Below are 16,797 nucleotides of genomic sequence, written 5' to 3' on the forward strand. Positions count from 1 at the left end.
GGCCCGTATCCTCAGTGACCATGCTCGAAGACCACTCGCCGACAGTGTCCGCAGCCACTCCGTGGCCGGCCGCATATCCCCAGGGGTATGCGGTAGTTGACGTGGAGACCACCGGTCTGGCCCGGGACGACCGGATAATCTCCGCGGCCGTCTACCGTCTGGACGCGCTCGGCGAGGTCGAGGACCACTGGTACACGCTGGTCAATCCGGAGCGCGACCCCGGCCCCGTGTGGATCCACGGTCTGACGAGTGACGTCCTGGAGGGCGCGCCCCTCTTCAAGGACATCGCCGACGAGTTCGCGACCCGCCTGGAGGGCCGGGTGCTGGTCGCGCACAACGCGGTCTTCGACTGGCAGATGATCGCGCGGGAGTACGCGCGCGTGCAGATCGATCCGCCGGTCCGTCAGCGGCTGTGCACCATCGCGCTCTCCAAGGAGCTGAGCCTGCCGCTGCCCAACCACAAGCTGGAGTCCCTGGCGGCGCACTTCGGTGTCGTGCAGCAGCGCGCGCACCACGCGCTGGACGACGCGCGCGTGCTCGCCGAGGCGTTCCGGCCGAGCCTGCGCGCGGCGGCCCGGGGCGGCGTACGGCTGCCCCTGCACGAGTGCCGCCCGCTGACCGAGTGGACCGCCGACCGACCGGCGCCCCGGATCGGCCAGCAGGCGGGGGGCTACAGCGGCTACGGGGCGGGCAGTTGGCGTCCCGCGCGCAAGCGGCCCGCGTGCCCGTACCCGAACCCGGGGCGGTTCGAGGACGGCAAGCCGCTCAAGCAGGGGATGCGGATCGCGTTCTCCGGGGACACGTCCATCGAGCGCGAGCTCCTGGAGGACCGTGCCGTGGAAGCCGGGCTGCATGTGGCGACGAGCCTGTCCCGGCTGACCAGCCTGCTCGTCACGAACGACCCGGACTCGGGCACCTCGAAGGTGGTCAAGGCCAAGCAGTTCGGCACGCCCGTGGTGGACGAGGCGGCCTTCGGGCAGTTGCTGCGGGACGTCGAGGCGGCGGACTGACGACGCCCCCGGTGACCGTACGGACGGGTGATTGTCGTACGACTCGCCCCGCGCCCGCTCGCCCGTGCCGGGCGGACGGCCCACCCTGTGGCGCATGGCGAGATGTGAAGTGTGCGGCAATGACTACGGCATGAGCTTCGAGGTGCACGCGCAGGGCGCGGTGCACGTCTTCGACTGCTTCTCCTGCGCGATCCACCGTATGGCCCCGATCTGCGAGCACTGCCGGGTGCAGATCATCGGCCAGGGCGTGGAGGTCGAGGGCCACTGGTTCTGCGGGGGCCACTGCGCCCGGGCGGAGGGGATGGTGGGGATCATCGACAAGGTGTGAGCCACCGGCCTCCCGGAAGCCGGACCCCGTATCCCTTCCGGTACCCCCCTGAATGCGCCCCACGACCGAGTTGTACGGTCGTGGGGTGTACCGCTTCCTGATGTCCCGGCAGTGGGTGATCCTCGCGTTGATCACCCTCCTCCTGATCCCCACGATGATCAGGCTGGGCATCTGGCAGATGCACCGCTACGAGATGCGCAGCGCGCGGAACCAGTTGGTCGCGGACGCGCTGCACGCCAAGCCGGTCCCCGTGGAGACGATCAGCACCCCCGGGCACGCGGTGACCCGTACGGAGAAGTACCGCACCGTCACCGCGACGGGCACCTTCGAGACTTCCAAAGAAGTCGTCGTCCGGCGTCGTACGAATGACGACGACGAGGTCGGCTTCCACGTCCTCACCCCGTTCGTGTTGACGGACGGCAAGGTCGTGTTGATCAACCGTGGATGGATCCCGGCGAACGGCGCGCAGACCGCGTTCCCGAAGATCCCCGCGCCGCCGGCCGGCAAGACCACCATCACCGGGCGTCTGATGGCCGACGAGACGACCGCGGCGAGCGGCATCAAGGACATCAAGGGCCTGCCCGACCGCCAGATCATGTTGATCAACAGCGAGGAACAGGCGAAGCGGCTCAACGCCCAGGTGCTCGGCGGCTATGTCGAGCAGACCGCGCCGGAGCCGAAGGGCGACACCCCGGAGCAGATCTCCGACCCGGGCAAGGAAGACGCCCCGCTGAACTACGCGTACATGATCCAGTGGTGGCTGTTCGCCGCGGCCGTACCCGTCGGCTACGTAGTCCTCGCCCGCCGCGAGGCCCGCGACCGCCGGGAGGCGGCGGCGAAGCAGGAGGAGACGGCGGAGGCCGAGCCCGCGACCGTGTGACCCGGGCTTTTCTTCACCCGCCCGGCCCCGAACCTTGATTGCCTCACCGACAGGCAGGGAACCCGCACCCCGTGCACCCACGTATCGAGGACTACGCCCTCATCGGCGACGAACAGACCGCTGCCCTGGTCGGCATGGACGGCTCGGTCGACTGGCTGTGTCTGCCCCGCTTCGACTCGGCCGCCTGCTTCGCCAGACTGCTCGGCGACGAGGACAACGGCCACTGGCGCATCGCCCCCGAGGGAGCGGACCGCTGCACCCGCCGCGCCTACCGCCCCGACACCCTGGTCCTGGACACGGAGTGGGAGACCGCCGAGGGCACGATCCGGGTCACCGACCTGATGCCCCAGCGCCACCGCGCCCCCGACGTCGTACGCATCGTCGAAGGCCTCAGCGGCAAGGTCACCGTCCGGAGCACGCTCCGCCTCCGCTTCGACTACGGCTCGGTCGTGCCCTGGGTGCGCAGGTCCGACGGGCACCGGGTGGCCGTCGCGGGACCCGACTCGGTGTGGCTGCGCAGCGAGCCCGAAGTACGCACCTGGGGCGAGGACTTCAGCACCCTCTCGGAGTTCACCGTCGAGGCCGGCGAGAAGGTCGCCTTCGTCCTCACCTGGCATCCCTCGCACGAGCCCCGTCCGGAGCTCGTCGACCCGTACGAATCACTGCGCACCAGCGTCAAGGACTGGCGGCGCTGGGCGGCCCGCTGCCGCTACGACGGCCCCTACAGGGACATCGTCGTACGGTCCCTGATCACGCTCAAGGCCCTCACCTACCGCCCCACCGGCGGCATCGTCGCCGCGGCCACCACCTCGCTGCCCGAGGAGATGGGCGGCGTCCGCAACTGGGACTACCGCTACTGCTGGCTGCGCGATTCGAGCCTCACCCTGGGCGCCCTGGTCGCCGCGGGCTACCACAAGGAGGCCGAGGCCTGGCGCGACTGGCTGCTGCGCGCGGTCGCGGGCGACCCGGCGGACCTGCAGATCATGTACGGCGTGGCGGGCGAGCGACGGCTCCCCGAATTCGAACTCCCACACCTGTCCGGCTTCGGCGGTTCGGCACCCGTCCGGATCGGCAACGGCGCCGTCAACCAGCTCCAACTCGACGTCTACGGAGAGGTCCTGGACTCCCTGTGGCTGGCCCGCCGCGCGGGCCTGTCCCCCAAGCCGCACATGTGGTCGCTCCAGGCCGTCCTCCTGGAGTGGCTGCGCAGGCAGTGGCAACAGCCGGACGAGGGCCTGTGGGAGGTGCGCGGCGGGCGCCGGCACTTCGTGCACTCCAAGGTCATGGTGTGGGTGGCCGCCGACCGGGCCGTCCGCACCCTGGAGGAGTACGCCGACCTGCCCGGCGACCTGGAGGGCTGGCGCGAACTGCGCGACGCGGTGCACCGGGACGTGTGCGAGAACGGCTACGACCCGGTGCGCAACACGTTCACGCAGTACTACGGCTCGCAGGAACTCGACGCCGCCCTGCTGCTCATCCCCCGCTTCGGCTTCCTGCCGCCCGACGATCCACGGGTCGTCGGCACGGTCGACGCCGTCCGCGAGGCCCTGGGCCACGACGGCTTCGTACGCCGCTACGACACCGCCGCCGACACCCCCGTGGACGGGCTCCCGGGCGACGAGGGCGCCTTCCTGGCGTGCTCCTTCTGGCTCGTGGACGCGCTGCAGATGACGGGCCGCAGGAAGGAGGCCCGGGTGCTGTTCGAGCGGCTGGTGGGCCTCGCGAACGACGTGGGCCTGCTCGCGGAGGAGTACGACCCCGTGGCCGGCCGTCAGCTGGGCAACTTCCCGCAGGCGTTCAGCCACATCGGCCTGGTGAACACCGCCCTCACCCTGTTCGGCGACGACGAGGCAGGATAGGGGCCATGGATCTTGGACTGAAGGATCGGGTGTACGTCGTCACCGGGGCCACCCGCGGGCTGGGCAACGCCGCCGCGCGCGAGCTGGTGGCCGACGGCGCGAAGGTGGTCGTCACGGGGCGCGACGAGAAGCGCGCCGCCGACGCGGCGGCCGAGCTGGGACCGAACGCGGTCGGCGTGGCCGTCGACAACGCCGACGCGGAGGCACCGGCCCGGCTGATCGCCGCCGCGCGCGAGCACTTCGGGGGCTTCGACGGCATCCTCGTGAGCGTCGGCGGCCCGCCGCCCGGGTTCGTCGCGGACACCACCGACGAGCAGTGGCAGGCGTCGTTCGAATCGGTGTTCCTGGGCGCGGTACGGCTCGCCCGCGCGGCGGCCGAGGAGTTGCAGCCGGGTGGCGTCATCGGGTTCGTGCTGTCCGGTTCGGTGCACGAGCCGATCCCGGGGCTGACGATCTCGAACGCGCTGCGGCCCGGTCTCGCCGGCTTCGCCAAGTCCCTCGCGGACGAGCTGGGGCCGCGCGGCATCCGTGTCGTGGGGCTGCTGCCGGCCCGCATCGACACGGACCGCGTGCGCGAGCTGGACGGGTTGTCCGCGGACCCGGAGGCCACGCGTGCGGCCAACGAGTCGCGGATTCCGTTGCGGCGGTATGGGACTTCGGACGAGTTCGGGCGGGTGGCGGCGTTTCTGCTGTCGCCGGCCGCGTCCTATCTGACGGGGATCATGGTGCCTGTTGACGGTGGGATGCGGCACGGGTTCTGAAGTCGTATGGCTGGGGGTCGCCTGGGGCTGGGCGCGCCCACGCGGCGGAGCCGCATATCGACACAGCCCCGCGCCCCTAGGAGGTTGCGCCTAGGGGAGTTACGACGCGGTCGGCTTCAACTCACCCTCTCCGCGCGGTGCTTGACGCCCGTCAGGCGGACCTCCGTCGGGAGTGTGTCCAGGCCCGCCGAATCTCGGGCGTGGGATAGGGCGTTGGCCGTCAGGTGGTCGAGGGCTACTCCGGGGTCCACGTGTGGTTCCAGGCTGAGCTGGACGCGGGCCTCGGGGGCCGTGCGGGTGCCGGCGAGCCGCACGTGCGCGTGGGCGACGCCGTCCAGGTCGCCCGCGTCGGTCGCGAGGACGCCTTCCAGGGCGCGGCCCCGCAGCAGCGCGCCCTCGCCGTCGCCGGTGCTGACGGCGACCTCGGTGAGCCGGCGCCGCCGTAGGACCGCGACGAGCCACCACAGGGCGAGCAGGACGAGGACGGCGAGCACGGCGAGGACCGTCGGCCACCACCAGCCGTCGCCGCGCCAGCGCGTGCGCCGGGCGTCGCTCAGCAGGACGTCGTGGCGCCCGTCGTAGATCCACCAGGAGGGCGGTTTCACGCCGAGGCCTACGGCCAGGACGGAGCCGCCGAGCACGAGCAGTACGAGGCCTACTACGCCGATCACCGCGCGGTTGACGATCCTGAGCATTGGCCTCATCCCTTCCGTCCGGAACGGCCCACGTGCACCGACAGCGCGGGCGGGCGGGCGAGTCCGAGCCCGGTGATCGCGTCGCCGAGGACGGCGTCCAAGTCGGCCCGTACGTCGTCGAGTTCACGGAAATGCGATACCGCGCGGACGTCGGCTTTCGTACGGCTGGTGCGCACGCGGACCGACTGCACGCCCGAGACCTCCATGGCCCGGTCGCGCAGCACCATCGCGGCGGCGGCGCGGTGCAGGCCGGCCCGGACGTCGGCGTGGGTGCGGCGCATCGGCAGCACCTGGCGCAGGCCGGGCGTGAGCGCGAGCACGATCAGCCAGAGGCCGAGGGCTGCGGCGATGCCGGCGCCGACGAGCACCCAGGTGTCGTCCAGGGGCCGTTGGGCGAGTTGCCGGGCCAGTTCCCTGCGCCAGTGCGCGGCGGGCCGCTCCGCGCGCACGGCGGTGACGTCGTAGAGCAGGGCGCCCGCGCCGACGAGCAGCAGGACGGCGACGACGGCCGCGGGGACGCGGCGGGCCGACCAGAAGCGGCCGCCCTTGCCGTCGCCGTCACGGACGACGGGTACGGGGTCGTAGTCCGAGGCGGCGGTGTATCCGCCGTGTCCGGGGTCGGTGTCGGTGTCCTTCTCGATGACCGGTAGTCGTTGGGTCGTGCCCTGGGTCGTGTCTTCGGAGCCTTGGGGCTCGCTCATCGCGTCCTCCCCTGTGCCGCGCGGTGCGCATGTGCCGGATGCAGCCGTTCCACGTGGACGGCGACCTCGGGCACCTCCATGCCCACCAACGCGCGTACCCGCTCAACCACTTGTCGACGCACCTGAAAACAGCGGTCGCCGATGTCGCAGGGATAGTCGAGTTCGAGGTGCACGCGTACGCGTACCGTCTCGTGGTGTACGACGACGGTCGCATGCGGCGCCGCGACCTCCGGGGGCAGCGGTCCGAGCGCCTCGCGTGCGGCCTGTGCGGCGATCTTCGCCACGACCCGGTCGGCGATCCGGGTGGCGCCCCGCTCGCCGGGCGGGACGGCCGCCGTAGGTCTGCCGCGCTCGTCGACGGCGGCGCCGTCCCCGCCGCTCACGGGTGTCATCGCCGCCGGTCGTCACGCGAGCGGAAGAAGTCGCCGAGCTCCAGGTCCCCCTCCAGGAACCGGCCGACGACGAACCCGATGGCGCCCAGGGCCGCCACCAGCAGGAAGGCCCCGAACCCGCCGAAGTACCCGGCGAAACCCAGTGCCATTCCGGCGATCATGCCGACCACGGCCCTGCTCATCCTGCGCTCCTCAGCTCGTTCGTCGGCCCGCTCGTTGACTCGTTCGTCGGCTCGGTCACTGGAGCCTGGGCTCCGGTTCGTCGTCCTCTTCGTCCGGCAGCTTCACATCGCTGACCGCGATGTTGACCTCGACGACTTCGAGCCCGGTCATCCGCTCCACGGCCGCGATGACGTTCTCCCGTACGGCGCGGGCGACATCCGCGATGGACACTCCGTAGTCGACGACGATCTCCAGGTCGAGCGCGGTCTGCACCTCGCCGACCTCGGCCTTGACGCCCCGGGACACCGACTTCGAACCGCCGGGCACCCGGTCGCGCACGGCCCCGAAGGTGCGGGACAGCCCGCTGCCCATGGCATGGACGCCGAGAACGTCCCGGGCGGCGAGCCCGGCGATCTTCTCCACGACACCGTCGGCGATCGTGGTCCGCCCTCTGGACGCGGGGTTGCCGCCGCCGCGCTTGGTGGGGGGTTTGCGCGTCTGCAGGGGCTCCCGATCGCCGTCGGGGTCCTGTGTCCGGTTCCGCTCCGTCATGTCGGTCATCGCCGTACATCCCTTTCGGTCGTCGTCCTTCGACCACCGTAAGTGCGGTTGCTCGGTCGCGCGCTGGACATGCGGCAGGCTGGAGGAATGACGGCGGACGCATGGACGCGAGCAGTACGGCATCAACTACGGCTCGGCAGGCTGCTGCCCCTGGGCGACCGGCGGGACGGCGCGTGGATCGCCGAGCGGGCCGCCGAGGCGGTGCTACGGGGCGCGGCGCATCACGTACGGGGCGTGCGGCTGGCCGCGCTGCGGATCGCCCTCGCCGATCCCGAGGGCGCGCACGAGCCTGCCGTACCGGCTCCGCCGGGTGCGCTGCCGCCCGGGCCGCTGCGGATCACGGCCGATTTCGCGGCCGTGGCGACCGAGCCCTTGCCGACCGCGGCATCCCGGCTGCGTACGGCGCTGGCGGCGGCCTCGGCGGAGCGGCTCGGGCTGGTGGTGGATGAGGTTGATCTACAGGTGACGGTCCTGCTGGACCATATGGACGACGTCGACAACGTTGATCACGTTGACGATGTCGTCCATGTGGACCATGCGAATCATGACCGCACCGCCGGCATTGACCATGTTGATGACATTGATCGTGTGGACGAGGTTGACCGTGTTGATGGAGACGTCGAGTCCCTGGTCGCCGCGGCCGCGCTCGCCGTCCCGGGTGTGGCCCGGCTGACCGGAGCGCTGGGCGGGCTCGGCCGGGCGGTGCACATCGAGGAGGTCGCGGGTGAGGGGGCGTTGCCGCGTCGCCACGCACGCGTGGAGCTCGCGGTGCGCGCGGACCGCCGGGCCCTGGATGTGGCCCGGGAGGTCCGCGCGGGGGTCGGCGAGGCGCTGCCGGATCACCCGACCGTGGCCGTACTGATCACCAAGGTGGACTGACCGCGAGGCAGGCTGACGGCAAGGCGGGCTGACGGTCCTATTCGCCTACGCCGGCCAGGTCCCGCAGGCGTCGCGCCTGGGCGGCTCGCTCGGCGGCGCGCTGGTCGTCGTAGGCACGGCCCTGGACGCCCTGGAGCAGCGCCTTGGTCTCGATGACGGCGTCGCGCGGGGCGGCCAGCAGTGCGCTCGCCAGGTCGCGTACGGCGTCCTCGACCTGGTCGGCGGGCACGGCGATGTTCGCGAGGCCGGTGCTGACGGCTTCCTCGGCCAGGACGGAACGCCCGGTCGCGCAGATCTCCAGCGCGCGGGCGTAGCCGACGAGGCCCACCAGGGGATGCGTGCCGGTCAGGTCGGGCACCAGTCCGAGGCTGGTCTCGCGCATGGCGAACTGCACATCGTCGGCGACGACGCGCAGGTCACAGGCGAGGGCGAGCTGGAATCCGGCCCCGATGGCGTGCCCCTGGACGGCGGCGATGGACACGATGTCACTGCGTCGCCACCAGGTGAAGCCCTCCTGGTACTCGGCGATGGTCCCGTCCAGCACGGCGTCACCGCTGTGCGCGAGGTCGATGAACGACGGTTCGCCGTCGAAGCCCTCGGGCGTGAACGCCTGTCGGTCGAGTCCGGCCGAGAAGGACTTGCCCTCGGCACGCAGCACCACGACACGGACGGAGCCCGGCAGCAACCGCCCGGCCTCCGCCAACGCCCGCCAGAGAGCAGGACTTTGAGCGTTGCGTTTGGCCGGGTTGGTCAGCGTCACCGTGGCGATCGCGTCGTCGACGGTGAGCCGTACGCCGTCCTTGTCGAGTACGGGACCGAGGTCCTTGTCGTCCTGTTCGGGCGAAGCCATGGGGCGCCTCCGATGTGTGCGGTCAGCAGAGCAGAACAGAGCTAAGTGACTGCACAGTAACCACCCGGTCGGTCAGTCGTCCGACCGGGTGGCCACCATCGAAGCCGATGAGCCACCCGGGGTCAGGCCGAAGCCTTCTTGCCCCGTGTCGCCCCGCCACGCCCACGAAGCGTGACGCCCGACTCACTGAGCATCCGGTGGACGAAGCCATACGAGCGGCCGGTCTCCTCGGCCAGCGCTCGGATGCTCGCACCGGAGTCGTACTTCTTCTTCAGGTCTGCCGCGAGCTTGTCGCGCGCGGCGCCGGTTACCCGGCTGCCCTTCTTCAGAGTCTCGGCCACCCGTGCCTCCTCATGGGAAGTGCGCTCTTGGTCTCCTCATGATCACCCCTCCAAGCGTTCATGGCCACCCATTCGGCAAGGTCCGTAAGACAAGGTTTTGACGACAGGAGCGCGTCCCCACAAGCGGAATGTGGAATTCCTGAGGGTCGCGTCCGTACGGCCGAACGAGTTGTTCCGTGAAGTACCTGGTCAGAGACGCAGAACGGCCGAGCCCTTGTCGATAAAGGGCTCGGCCGGAAATTCGGTGTACGACACACCTCGGTACGAGGAGATCTCACACAGATGGTGGATCACCGGTAGGCCGAATGATCCATACGCCGTGGATCAAGCATTCGGTCACGCGGCGCTGACCGTCATGGGACTGACTGTCAGGCGAGCGCGACGAGATCCGCGTAGTCCGCGCCCCACAGGTCCTCGACGCCGTCCGGCAGCAGGATGATGCGCTCCGGCTGGAGCGCTTCTACGGCGCCCTCGTCGTGGGTGACGAGAACGACGGCGCCTTTGTAGGTGCGCAGTGCGCCGAGGATCTCCTCGCGGCTGGCGGGGTCCAGGTTGTTCGTCGGCTCATCCAGGAGGAGGACGTTCGCGGACGAGACGACGAGGGTGGCGAGCGCGAGCCGGGTCTTCTCGCCGCCGGAGAGAACCCCGGCCGGCTTGTCGACGTCGTCCCCGGAGAACAGGAACGAGCCCAGCGTCTTGCGGACCTCGACCAGGTCCAGGTCGGGGGCGGCGGAGCGCATGTTCTCCAGGACCGTGCGCTCCGGGTCGAGGGTCTCGTGCTCCTGCGCGTAGTAGCCGAGCTTGAGGCCGTGGCCCTCGATGACCTCGCCGGTGTCGGGCTTCTCGGCGCCGCCGAGGAGCTTCAGGAGGGTCGTCTTGCCGGCGCCGTTCAGGCCGAGGATGACGACGCGCGAACCCTTGTCGATGGCCAGGTCGACGTCGGTGAAGATCTCCAGGGAGCCGTACGACTTCGACAGGCCCTCCGCCATGAGCGGGGTCTTGCCGCAGGGCGAGGGCTCCGGGAAGCGCAGCTTGGCGACCTTGTCGGAGACGCGGACGGCGTCGAGCCCGGCGAGCAGCCGGTCGGCACGCTTGGCCATGTTCTGCGCGGCAACCGTCTTGGTGGCCTTGGCGCGCATCTTGTCGGCCTGCGAGTGCAGGGCGGCGGCCTTCTTCTCGGCGTTCTGCCGCTCGCGCTTGCGGCGCTTCTCGTCGGCCTCGCGCTGCTGCTGGTAGAGCTTCCAGCCCATGTTGTAGTAGTCGATCTGGGAGCGGTTGGCGTCCAGATAGAACACCTTGTTGACGACGGTCTCGACGAGGTCGGTGTCGTGGGAGATCACGATGAAGCCGCCGCGGTACGTCTTCAGGTAGTCGCGCAGCCAGACGATCGAGTCGGCGTCCAGGTGGTTCGTGGGCTCGTCGAGGAGCAGCGTGTCCGCGTCCGAGAACAGGATCCGGGCCAGCTCGATACGGCGGCGCTGACCGCCGGAGAGCGTATGGAGCGGCTGGCCGAGCACGCGGTCCGGGAGGTTCAGCGCGGCGGCGATGGTGGCGGCCTCGGCCTCGGCGGAGTAGCCGCCCTTGGTGAGGAACTCCGTCTCCTGGCGCTCGTACTGCCGCATGGCCTTGTCGCGGGTGGCGCCGCTGCCGTTGGCGATGCGCTGTTCGTTCTCGCGCATCTTGCGGATCAGGGTGTCCAGGCCGCGCGCGGAGAGGATGCGGTCGCTGGCGAGCACGTCCAGGTCGCCGGTGCGGGGGTCCTGCGGGAGGTAGCCGACCTCGCCGGAGCGGGTGACGGTGCCGCCGGCGGGCTGGCCCTCGCCGGCCAGGACCTTGGTCAGGGTGGTCTTGCCGGCGCCGTTGCGCCCGACCAGACCGATGCGGTCGCCCTTGGCGACACGGAAGGTGGCGGACTCGATGAGGACGCGGGCACCGGCGCGCAGCTCGATACCGGAGGCGGAGATCACGGTCAGACTCCAGAGCGGGGTCGTAGGCGGAAGGGGCGGCTGAGGACGTTCCCGCCGTCTAATGCGCGAGGAGAATGGCCATGGGCCAAGTCTAACGGGGCCGTGCAAGCGCTTTTCCTGTGTACGGCGGGTCATTGCCCTGGGGCGGGCAGCCAGGGGTGATCGGGTAGAGGTCGTCCATGGCGATGAGCTGCGCGGTCCGGGCCGTCGGCGGGAGATGAGCGGCCGCCGCACCGTGACGTAAGGCACGCGTGCGTGCAGGCTCGGCGGGCAGGGTCGGGGGGGGTGTCCCTCGTTCGGACGCTCCCCGGCGCTTTCGTGGGGGCGGCGGGCGAGGATGACGCCATGCAGTTCGACGACGACGCGAATCTGGACACCTCCGAGGTACAGGACGTGCGCGGCAGCCGGATTCCCGGTGGCCGGGCGACCGTGGGCGGTGGCCTCGCGGGGCTGATCGCGCTGCTGCTGGGGCTCTTCTTCGGTGTCGGTCCGGACAACCTGGGGTTGTCGTCGGGCAGTGACTCCCCGGCTGCGACCGCGTCCTCGCTCGCCCAGGTGCAGTCGACCTGCCGTACCGGGCAGGACGCGAACACCAAGGAGGACTGCCGCATCGTGGCGGTGGTCAACAGCGTGCAGGACTTCTGGACGCAGGAGTTCCGGCGGCGCAGCGGCACGTACACGCGGTCGCCGACGGTCTTCTTCAGCGGGCAGGTCGCCACCGCGTGCGGGACGGCGACCTCGGCGGTGGGGCCGTTCTACTGCCCCGGCGACCGGAAGGTCTATCTGGACCTGGGGTTCTTCGACGAGCTGCGGACGAAGTTCGGCTCCAGCGGCGGGCCGTTCGCGCAGGCGTACGTCGTGGCCCACGAGTACGGGCACCACGTCCAGGACCTGATGGGCACGCTCGGCAGGTCGCAGGACGGGCGGACCGGTGCGAACAGCAACGCGGTGAAGGTGGAACTGCAGGCCGACTGCTACGCCGGGGTCTGGGCGCACCACGCGACCACCACGAAGGACGAATCGACCGGGCGGCCGTTGATCACCAGCCTCACGGACGCCGACATCCGGGACGGCCTGGACGCGGCGGCGGCCGTGGGCGACGACCGGATCCAGGAGCGGTTCCAGGGCCGGGTGACGCCGGAGAGCTGGACGCACGGGTCGGCGGCGCAGCGGCAGCAGTGGTTCTACACGGGCTACAAGACCGGGGACATGGCGCAGTGCAACACCTTTCGCTGAGGGTGGTCGGCGGCCGCTGTGCCCGGTTCGGGGGGCGTTGTCAGTGGCGGGTGCAAGACTCGTCGAAAGCACTCAGACCATCGAAAAACACCCGATGGACGACCACCCGATGCACAAGGAAGTGATCGGCATGGCAGGCGAGAACAGCGGGCGTCCGAGCATCTACCCGTCCCTGCTGTACACGGACGCGAAGGCGGCGATCCGGCAGCTCACGGAGGCCTTCGGCTTCACCGAACTCGCGGTGTACGAGGGCGAGGACGGCTCGGTGATGCACGCCGAGCTGGTGCAGGGCAACGGCGCGGTGATGCTCGGCTCCAAGGGCCGCGGCGGCCGTTTCGACGAGGCGATGAAGAGCGCGGGTCCCACCGGTGTGTACATCGTCGTGGACGACGTCGACGCCCATCACCGGCGGGCCGTGGAGCACGGCGCGGAGATCCTGATGCCCCCGACGGACCAGGAGTACGGATCGCGGGACTACATGGCCCGGGACGCCGAGGGCAACATCTGGAGCTTCGGTACGTACGCTCCGGAGCTGCCGGAGATACCGAAGACAGGGACCTGACCCCGCCTGGCTTCGCGTCTAGCTTCCTCCCGTGTGCACCTGGAAGGCCGCCCGGCGTACGGCCTTGGCGAGGGCCGGGTCGGGGTGGGCGGCGGCGAGCGCGACGAGGACCTGCACGGTGCGGGGATGTCCTACGGCGCGCACCTCGTCGAGGAGCATCGGGACGGTCGGCTGGATGGCGGACTCCAGGTGCCGCACCAGCAGCGGAGCCTCCCCGTGGTCGGCGACGGCGGCGGCGCTGTCGACCCACAGCCAGGTGGCCTCTTCGCGGGTGAGGACCTCGTGGGCGTCCTCCGGGTCGATCCCGTCGTGCTCCGCGAGCCACAGCAGGGCGTACGGCCGCAGGGTCGCCTCGTCGGCTACGGCACGGACGTCGGGCTCCGCGGGGGCTCCTACGACGCGCAGCGCCTCGAAGGCGAGGCCGCGCAGCAGGGCGTCCTCGCCGCGGGCGGCGTCGATCAGCTGGCCGACGGCGGTGCCCACGGTGCGGGCGGCGAGCCAGGCGCGGTATTCGGCGCGGGCGGCGTTCGGGCGGAGCTGGGAGCAGCCGCGGAGCATGTCCTCGGCGGACTGCTCGATGTTCCCGGCGGGGCTCTGCGCGGCGACGCAGATCTGCTCCAGCTTGACCCAGACCGCCCAGCTGCCGAGCGGGGTGAGGGTGGCCTGGGCGTCGCCGTAGGTGAGGGCGCCGACGGACGCGAGGGCGTGCAGGGCCCAGTCGAGGAGGGGGTCGAGAGGGGTGTCGGGGGTGTCGGCGGCCGGGGGCTGCTGGACGGGTTCGGGCTGGGGGCCGTAGGGGATCTCGCAGCGCTCGGTGCGCAGTTCGGTGACCCGTTGGCCGAGGAGGTCGAGGAGCTGTTCGACGGGGACGGGGCCGGCGGACAGCTGGAGGAAGGAGAGCACCTGGGGCATGGCCGAGACGACCTCGGCGACGGCTGAGGGCTCGTGCTCCCGGGGTTCGGGGTGGGCGAGCGACCAGGCGTCGAAGAGGGCGACCCAGCCGCGCAGGACGGCGCTGTCGTCGCGGTCCCAGGCACGCAGTCGCCAGCCGGGGCGGGCTTCGTCGCCGTGCACCTCGACGAGGCCGGCGAGGCGGGCGGTGTCCCAGTCGGCGCGGACCTGAGCCGGGGTCAGGCCCAGCTCCGCGGCCGCGAGTTCGGCGGTCGCGTCGGAGAGGGTGCCCTTGCCGTCGGGGCTCGCGCTGTCACGGCCGGGGCGTAGTGCGGCGTCGGCCCAGTGGGCGACGCGGGCGGCTCCGGCCAGGCCGGAGCGTGCCATTCTGGCCAGTTCCGCGGGGGCCGGTGTGCCCTCCGGAGGGCGGGGCGCGGGGCGGCGCGAGCGCCGCTGGTTCATCGCTCGGGGGGCGGCGGCCAGGGGTCGCGGGCGGACGAGTCGAAGCCTGGAGTCGCGCGGGATACGGGACGTCACGGGTGCAGTCTTCCGGTTGACGGTCCGAAAACCCAAACGGAATGTCACGGCGGGCGACGGGGAGGGCCAAGGCACGGGGTCTCGCGGGCAGCTGGGGACCGGGATCAGGCCAGTGGTACAGGGCTAAACGGAAGGTCGGCGCGGTGTGGAGGGGGTGGGAGCCCGGGAGGGGAGTCGGGATGGTGAAAGAGGGCGTCCGGTACGGGCCGGTGGATCACGTCGGCGGTGCGCGGATGACACCGCCGGGGCGCGGATCACATCAGCGGGGTCAGGAAGCGGCGCAGGATCTCCTCGTAGCCGGCCGGGTCGGCGTTCCACATCGCGCTGTGCGGGGCGTGGGCGACCGGCTGGAGGGTGATCAGGTCGGGGCGGTGCGCGGCGAAGCGGCGGGAGAGGGTCCAGGGGGCCACGGTGTCGTCCGGGCCGTGGAAGATCAGGGTCGGGACCTTGAGCCGGGTCGGGTCGGCGGCCTCGGCGATGCGGTCGCCGTGCAGCCCGGTGCGGCCCTGGGCGGCGCGGACCGCGAGCGGCAGCAGCGCGCCCGGGGTGTGCCGGGCGGTGGCGAGGGCGCGCAGCGTCGTCTCCCAGTCCAGCACCGGGGAGTCCAGCACCAGGCCGGAGACGTGGTCGCGCAGCGCGGAGTGGGCGGCGGCGCGCAGGGCCATGGTGGCGCCGGTGGACCAGCCGTAGAGGACGACGTGCTCGGCGCCGTACCGCACGGCGTAGCGGATCGCCGCGTCCAGGTCGCGCCACTCGGTCTCGCCGAGGTGGTTCAGGCCGTCGGGGTTGCGGGGTGCGCCCAGGTCGCCGCGGTAGGCGAGGGCGAGCACCGGGAAGCTGTTGCGGTGCAGGAACTCCATGACGTTCAGGGAGAGTTCGCGCGTGGCGGCCAGTCCGTGCACCGCGATCACCCAGGTGCTGCGCGCCCCGGGTACGAACCACGCGGGCAGGGAGCCGAGTTCGCCGGGGATGTCGATGTCGGCGTGGTCCAGGCCGAGGGCGGCGCTCGGATTGCCGATGTGGACGTTCGGGGTGAGCCACACCTTGTCGCCAGGGCGGAGGGTGCCGTGGGTGACGCGTTCCAGGCGGCGTACGACGGCGTCTGCGGAGGGCGACGCGGTCTCGACGACGGAACCGACGACGGCGTGGGTACCGTCACCGGCGAGCCCGTACGTGCCCGGGCGCAGCGAGGCGAGGTCCCGGGTGAGGGCGATCTGGCCGGCGGCGGTGGAGTGCACCGTGAGCCGGGGTTCGGTCGGCAGCGGGCGTCCGGGCGGCGCCTTCAGCGCGGCGTCACTGGCATACCGCCCGGCGGCAACACCGGCGACACCGGCCGCGAGGGCCACGGAGACGGCCGCGGCCGTCGCTTTGACTGTGCGCACGGGTCCAGTGTCCCGGGGGACCCGGCTACCGGCCAGCCGGAGGGGGGTGGGGTTTCGGGCGGGGGGTATCGAGGGCGGGGTGTTTCGGTGGGGGGTGGGGCGGTGCCGGTGAGGCCGTGCCGGTGGGGCGGGCGCTGCATGGAGTGGGCGAAGGTGCCCCGGGAGGGGGTGTTCCGGAGGCCCGGGAGGGTGCCCCGGGGGTGGCAGCAGCGACGGAGCCAATGGTGGCTGGCGCCCGCTTGGAAGTGCCGGGCGGAGGTGTGCGGGGGGGCTGGGTGTCCTGGTGATGGCGGCAGGGGCGGAGCGGTGGCGGGTCCTGCTTGGGGTGTCGGGCGCGGGTATGCGGGAGGGGCTGAGTGTCCTGGTGATGACGGCGCGGACGGAGCGGTGGCGGGTCCTGCTTGGGGTACCGGACGGAGGTGTGCGGGAGAGGCTGGGTGTCCTGGTGATGGCGGCAGGAGCGGAGCAATGGCGGGTCCTGCTTGGGGTGCCGGGCGCGGGTGCCCGGAGGCCGGGACGTCTCGGTGACGGCGCGAGACACCATGCCGGTGGTCACGGGCACTGTTTGAGTGGTGATGAGGGTGGTGGTGAGGGGACGGTGCCGGTTGCGCGGGACCTCAAGGGTGACTCAAGGGTGATACGCGACGGGTTGGTGGCACGACGCGACGCCGAGGCCGCCGGTCGCACGGGACGCGGGGATTGTTCGAGGCGGGCCGGTACCGCAGAGCCACGGGGACGAGCACGAGACGAGGCTGTGTGGGTGACGCGGGGCAGCTCGGCTCCGTCGGAGGGTCCTCTCCGGC

The 16,797-nt window shown here is 71.5% G+C and carries 18 protein-coding genes; 8 read left to right on the top strand and 10 right to left on the bottom strand.

All coding sequences use genetic code 11. The features are described 5' to 3' along the window. Positions 1-20: 20 nt before the first annotated feature. The 5 genes from ACIBK4_RS07550 (at position 21) to ACIBK4_RS07570 (ending at position 4,838) form a co-directional block, all read left to right on the top strand. Entirely contained in the window at positions 21-1,010 is a 990-nt protein-coding gene (locus ACIBK4_RS07550) for a DEDDh family exonuclease (protein WP_398993080.1), read from the top strand. Positions 1,011-1,104: 94 nt separating this feature from the next. Continuing rightward, complete coding sequence (locus tag ACIBK4_RS07555) at positions 1,105-1,338, top strand: hypothetical protein (RefSeq protein WP_078623033.1); 234 nt, start codon at positions 1,105-1,107, stop codon at positions 1,336-1,338. A gap of 85 nt (positions 1,339-1,423) precedes the next feature. Next, entirely contained in the window at positions 1,424-2,218 is a 795-nt protein-coding gene (locus ACIBK4_RS07560; RefSeq protein WP_398993082.1) for an SURF1 family protein, read from the top strand. Between the two features lie 71 nt (positions 2,219-2,289). Then, on the top strand, positions 2,290-4,077 hold the full coding sequence (locus ACIBK4_RS07565; protein WP_398993084.1) for a glycoside hydrolase family 15 protein: 1,788 nt from the start codon (positions 2,290-2,292) through the stop codon (positions 4,075-4,077). A gap of 5 nt (positions 4,078-4,082) precedes the next feature. Then, positions 4,083-4,838, top strand: a complete 756-nt coding sequence (locus tag ACIBK4_RS07570) for an SDR family oxidoreductase (RefSeq protein ID WP_398993086.1) — start codon at positions 4,083-4,085, stop codon at positions 4,836-4,838. Positions 4,839-4,954: 116 nt separating this feature from the next. Here the strand turns inward: ACIBK4_RS07570 and amaP are convergent, their stop codons facing one another. The 5 genes from amaP to ACIBK4_RS07595 are packed head-to-tail and all read right to left on the bottom strand — an operon-like array spanning position 4,955 to position 7,349. Next, positions 4,955-5,533, bottom strand: a complete 579-nt coding sequence (gene amaP, locus ACIBK4_RS07575; protein ID WP_398993088.1) for an alkaline shock response membrane anchor protein AmaP — start codon at positions 5,531-5,533, stop codon at positions 4,955-4,957. 5 nt (positions 5,534-5,538) lie between these two features. Continuing rightward, positions 5,539-6,234 (bottom strand): DUF6286 domain-containing protein, encoded by a 696-nt coding sequence (locus tag ACIBK4_RS07580; protein ID WP_398993090.1) that lies wholly within the window; start codon positions 6,232-6,234, stop codon positions 5,539-5,541. Beyond that, positions 6,231-6,626 carry an Asp23/Gls24 family envelope stress response protein gene (locus ACIBK4_RS07585; protein ID WP_398993092.1) on the bottom strand — a complete coding sequence of 132 codons (396 nt, stop codon included), beginning with the start codon at positions 6,624-6,626 and terminating at the stop codon, positions 6,231-6,233. The genes ACIBK4_RS07580 and ACIBK4_RS07585 overlap by 4 nt, the downstream gene beginning before the upstream one ends. Next, complete coding sequence (locus tag ACIBK4_RS07590; protein WP_019060657.1) at positions 6,623-6,808, bottom strand: hypothetical protein; 186 nt, start codon at positions 6,806-6,808, stop codon at positions 6,623-6,625. Before ACIBK4_RS07590 ends, ACIBK4_RS07585 begins: the two co-directional genes overlap by 4 nt. A gap of 55 nt (positions 6,809-6,863) precedes the next feature. Further along, the gene (locus tag ACIBK4_RS07595; RefSeq protein WP_398993095.1) at positions 6,864-7,349 is read right to left on the bottom strand and encodes an Asp23/Gls24 family envelope stress response protein; all 486 of its coding nucleotides are present in this window, start codon (positions 7,347-7,349) and stop codon (positions 6,864-6,866) included. 87 nt (positions 7,350-7,436) lie between these two features. On the opposite strand from ACIBK4_RS07595, the gene ACIBK4_RS07600 reads away from it, so the two are divergent. Beyond that, the gene (locus tag ACIBK4_RS07600) at positions 7,437-8,228 is read left to right on the top strand and encodes a nucleopolyhedrovirus P10 family protein (protein WP_398993097.1); all 792 of its coding nucleotides are present in this window, start codon (positions 7,437-7,439) and stop codon (positions 8,226-8,228) included. A gap of 37 nt (positions 8,229-8,265) precedes the next feature. Here the strand turns inward: ACIBK4_RS07600 and ACIBK4_RS07605 are convergent, their stop codons facing one another. The 3 genes from ACIBK4_RS07605 to ACIBK4_RS07615 form a co-directional block, all read right to left on the bottom strand. Then, positions 8,266-9,078 (bottom strand): enoyl-CoA hydratase/isomerase family protein, encoded by an 813-nt coding sequence (locus ACIBK4_RS07605; RefSeq protein WP_398993099.1) that lies wholly within the window; start codon positions 9,076-9,078, stop codon positions 8,266-8,268. 122 nt (positions 9,079-9,200) lie between these two features. Beyond that, positions 9,201-9,419: a helix-turn-helix domain-containing protein gene (locus tag ACIBK4_RS07610; RefSeq protein ID WP_019060653.1), complete on the bottom strand. Its 219-nt coding sequence runs from the start codon at positions 9,417-9,419 to the stop codon at positions 9,201-9,203. A 368-nt stretch (positions 9,420-9,787) separates the two neighbouring features. Next, positions 9,788-11,386, bottom strand: coding sequence for an ABC-F family ATP-binding cassette domain-containing protein (locus ACIBK4_RS07615; protein WP_266767336.1), 1,599 nt, complete (start codon positions 11,384-11,386; stop codon positions 9,788-9,790). A gap of 345 nt (positions 11,387-11,731) precedes the next feature. On the opposite strand from ACIBK4_RS07615, the gene ACIBK4_RS07620 reads away from it, so the two are divergent. Beyond that, positions 11,732-12,622: a neutral zinc metallopeptidase gene (locus tag ACIBK4_RS07620; protein ID WP_398993102.1), complete on the top strand. Its 891-nt coding sequence runs from the start codon at positions 11,732-11,734 to the stop codon at positions 12,620-12,622. Positions 12,623-12,716: 94 nt separating this feature from the next. Further along, positions 12,717-13,184, top strand: a complete 468-nt coding sequence (locus ACIBK4_RS07625; protein ID WP_398993104.1) for a VOC family protein — start codon at positions 12,717-12,719, stop codon at positions 13,182-13,184. Positions 13,185-13,202: 18 nt separating this feature from the next. Here ACIBK4_RS07625 and ACIBK4_RS07630 read toward each other — a convergent pair whose 3' ends face one another. Both ACIBK4_RS07630 and ACIBK4_RS07635 read right to left on the bottom strand, forming a co-directional pair. Continuing rightward, a complete protein-coding gene (locus tag ACIBK4_RS07630; protein WP_398993106.1) occupies positions 13,203-14,612 on the bottom strand; it encodes a hypothetical protein in 1,410 nt (469 codons plus the stop codon). 254 nt (positions 14,613-14,866) lie between these two features. Continuing rightward, the gene (locus tag ACIBK4_RS07635; RefSeq protein ID WP_398993108.1) at positions 14,867-15,994 is read right to left on the bottom strand and encodes an alpha/beta hydrolase family protein; all 1,128 of its coding nucleotides are present in this window, start codon (positions 15,992-15,994) and stop codon (positions 14,867-14,869) included. Positions 15,995-16,797 lie beyond the last annotated feature (803 nt).

The organism is Streptomyces sp. NPDC050528, from assembly GCF_044457795.1.
In the GTDB taxonomy this organism is placed as follows: Bacteria; Actinomycetota; Actinomycetes; order Streptomycetales; family Streptomycetaceae; genus Streptomyces.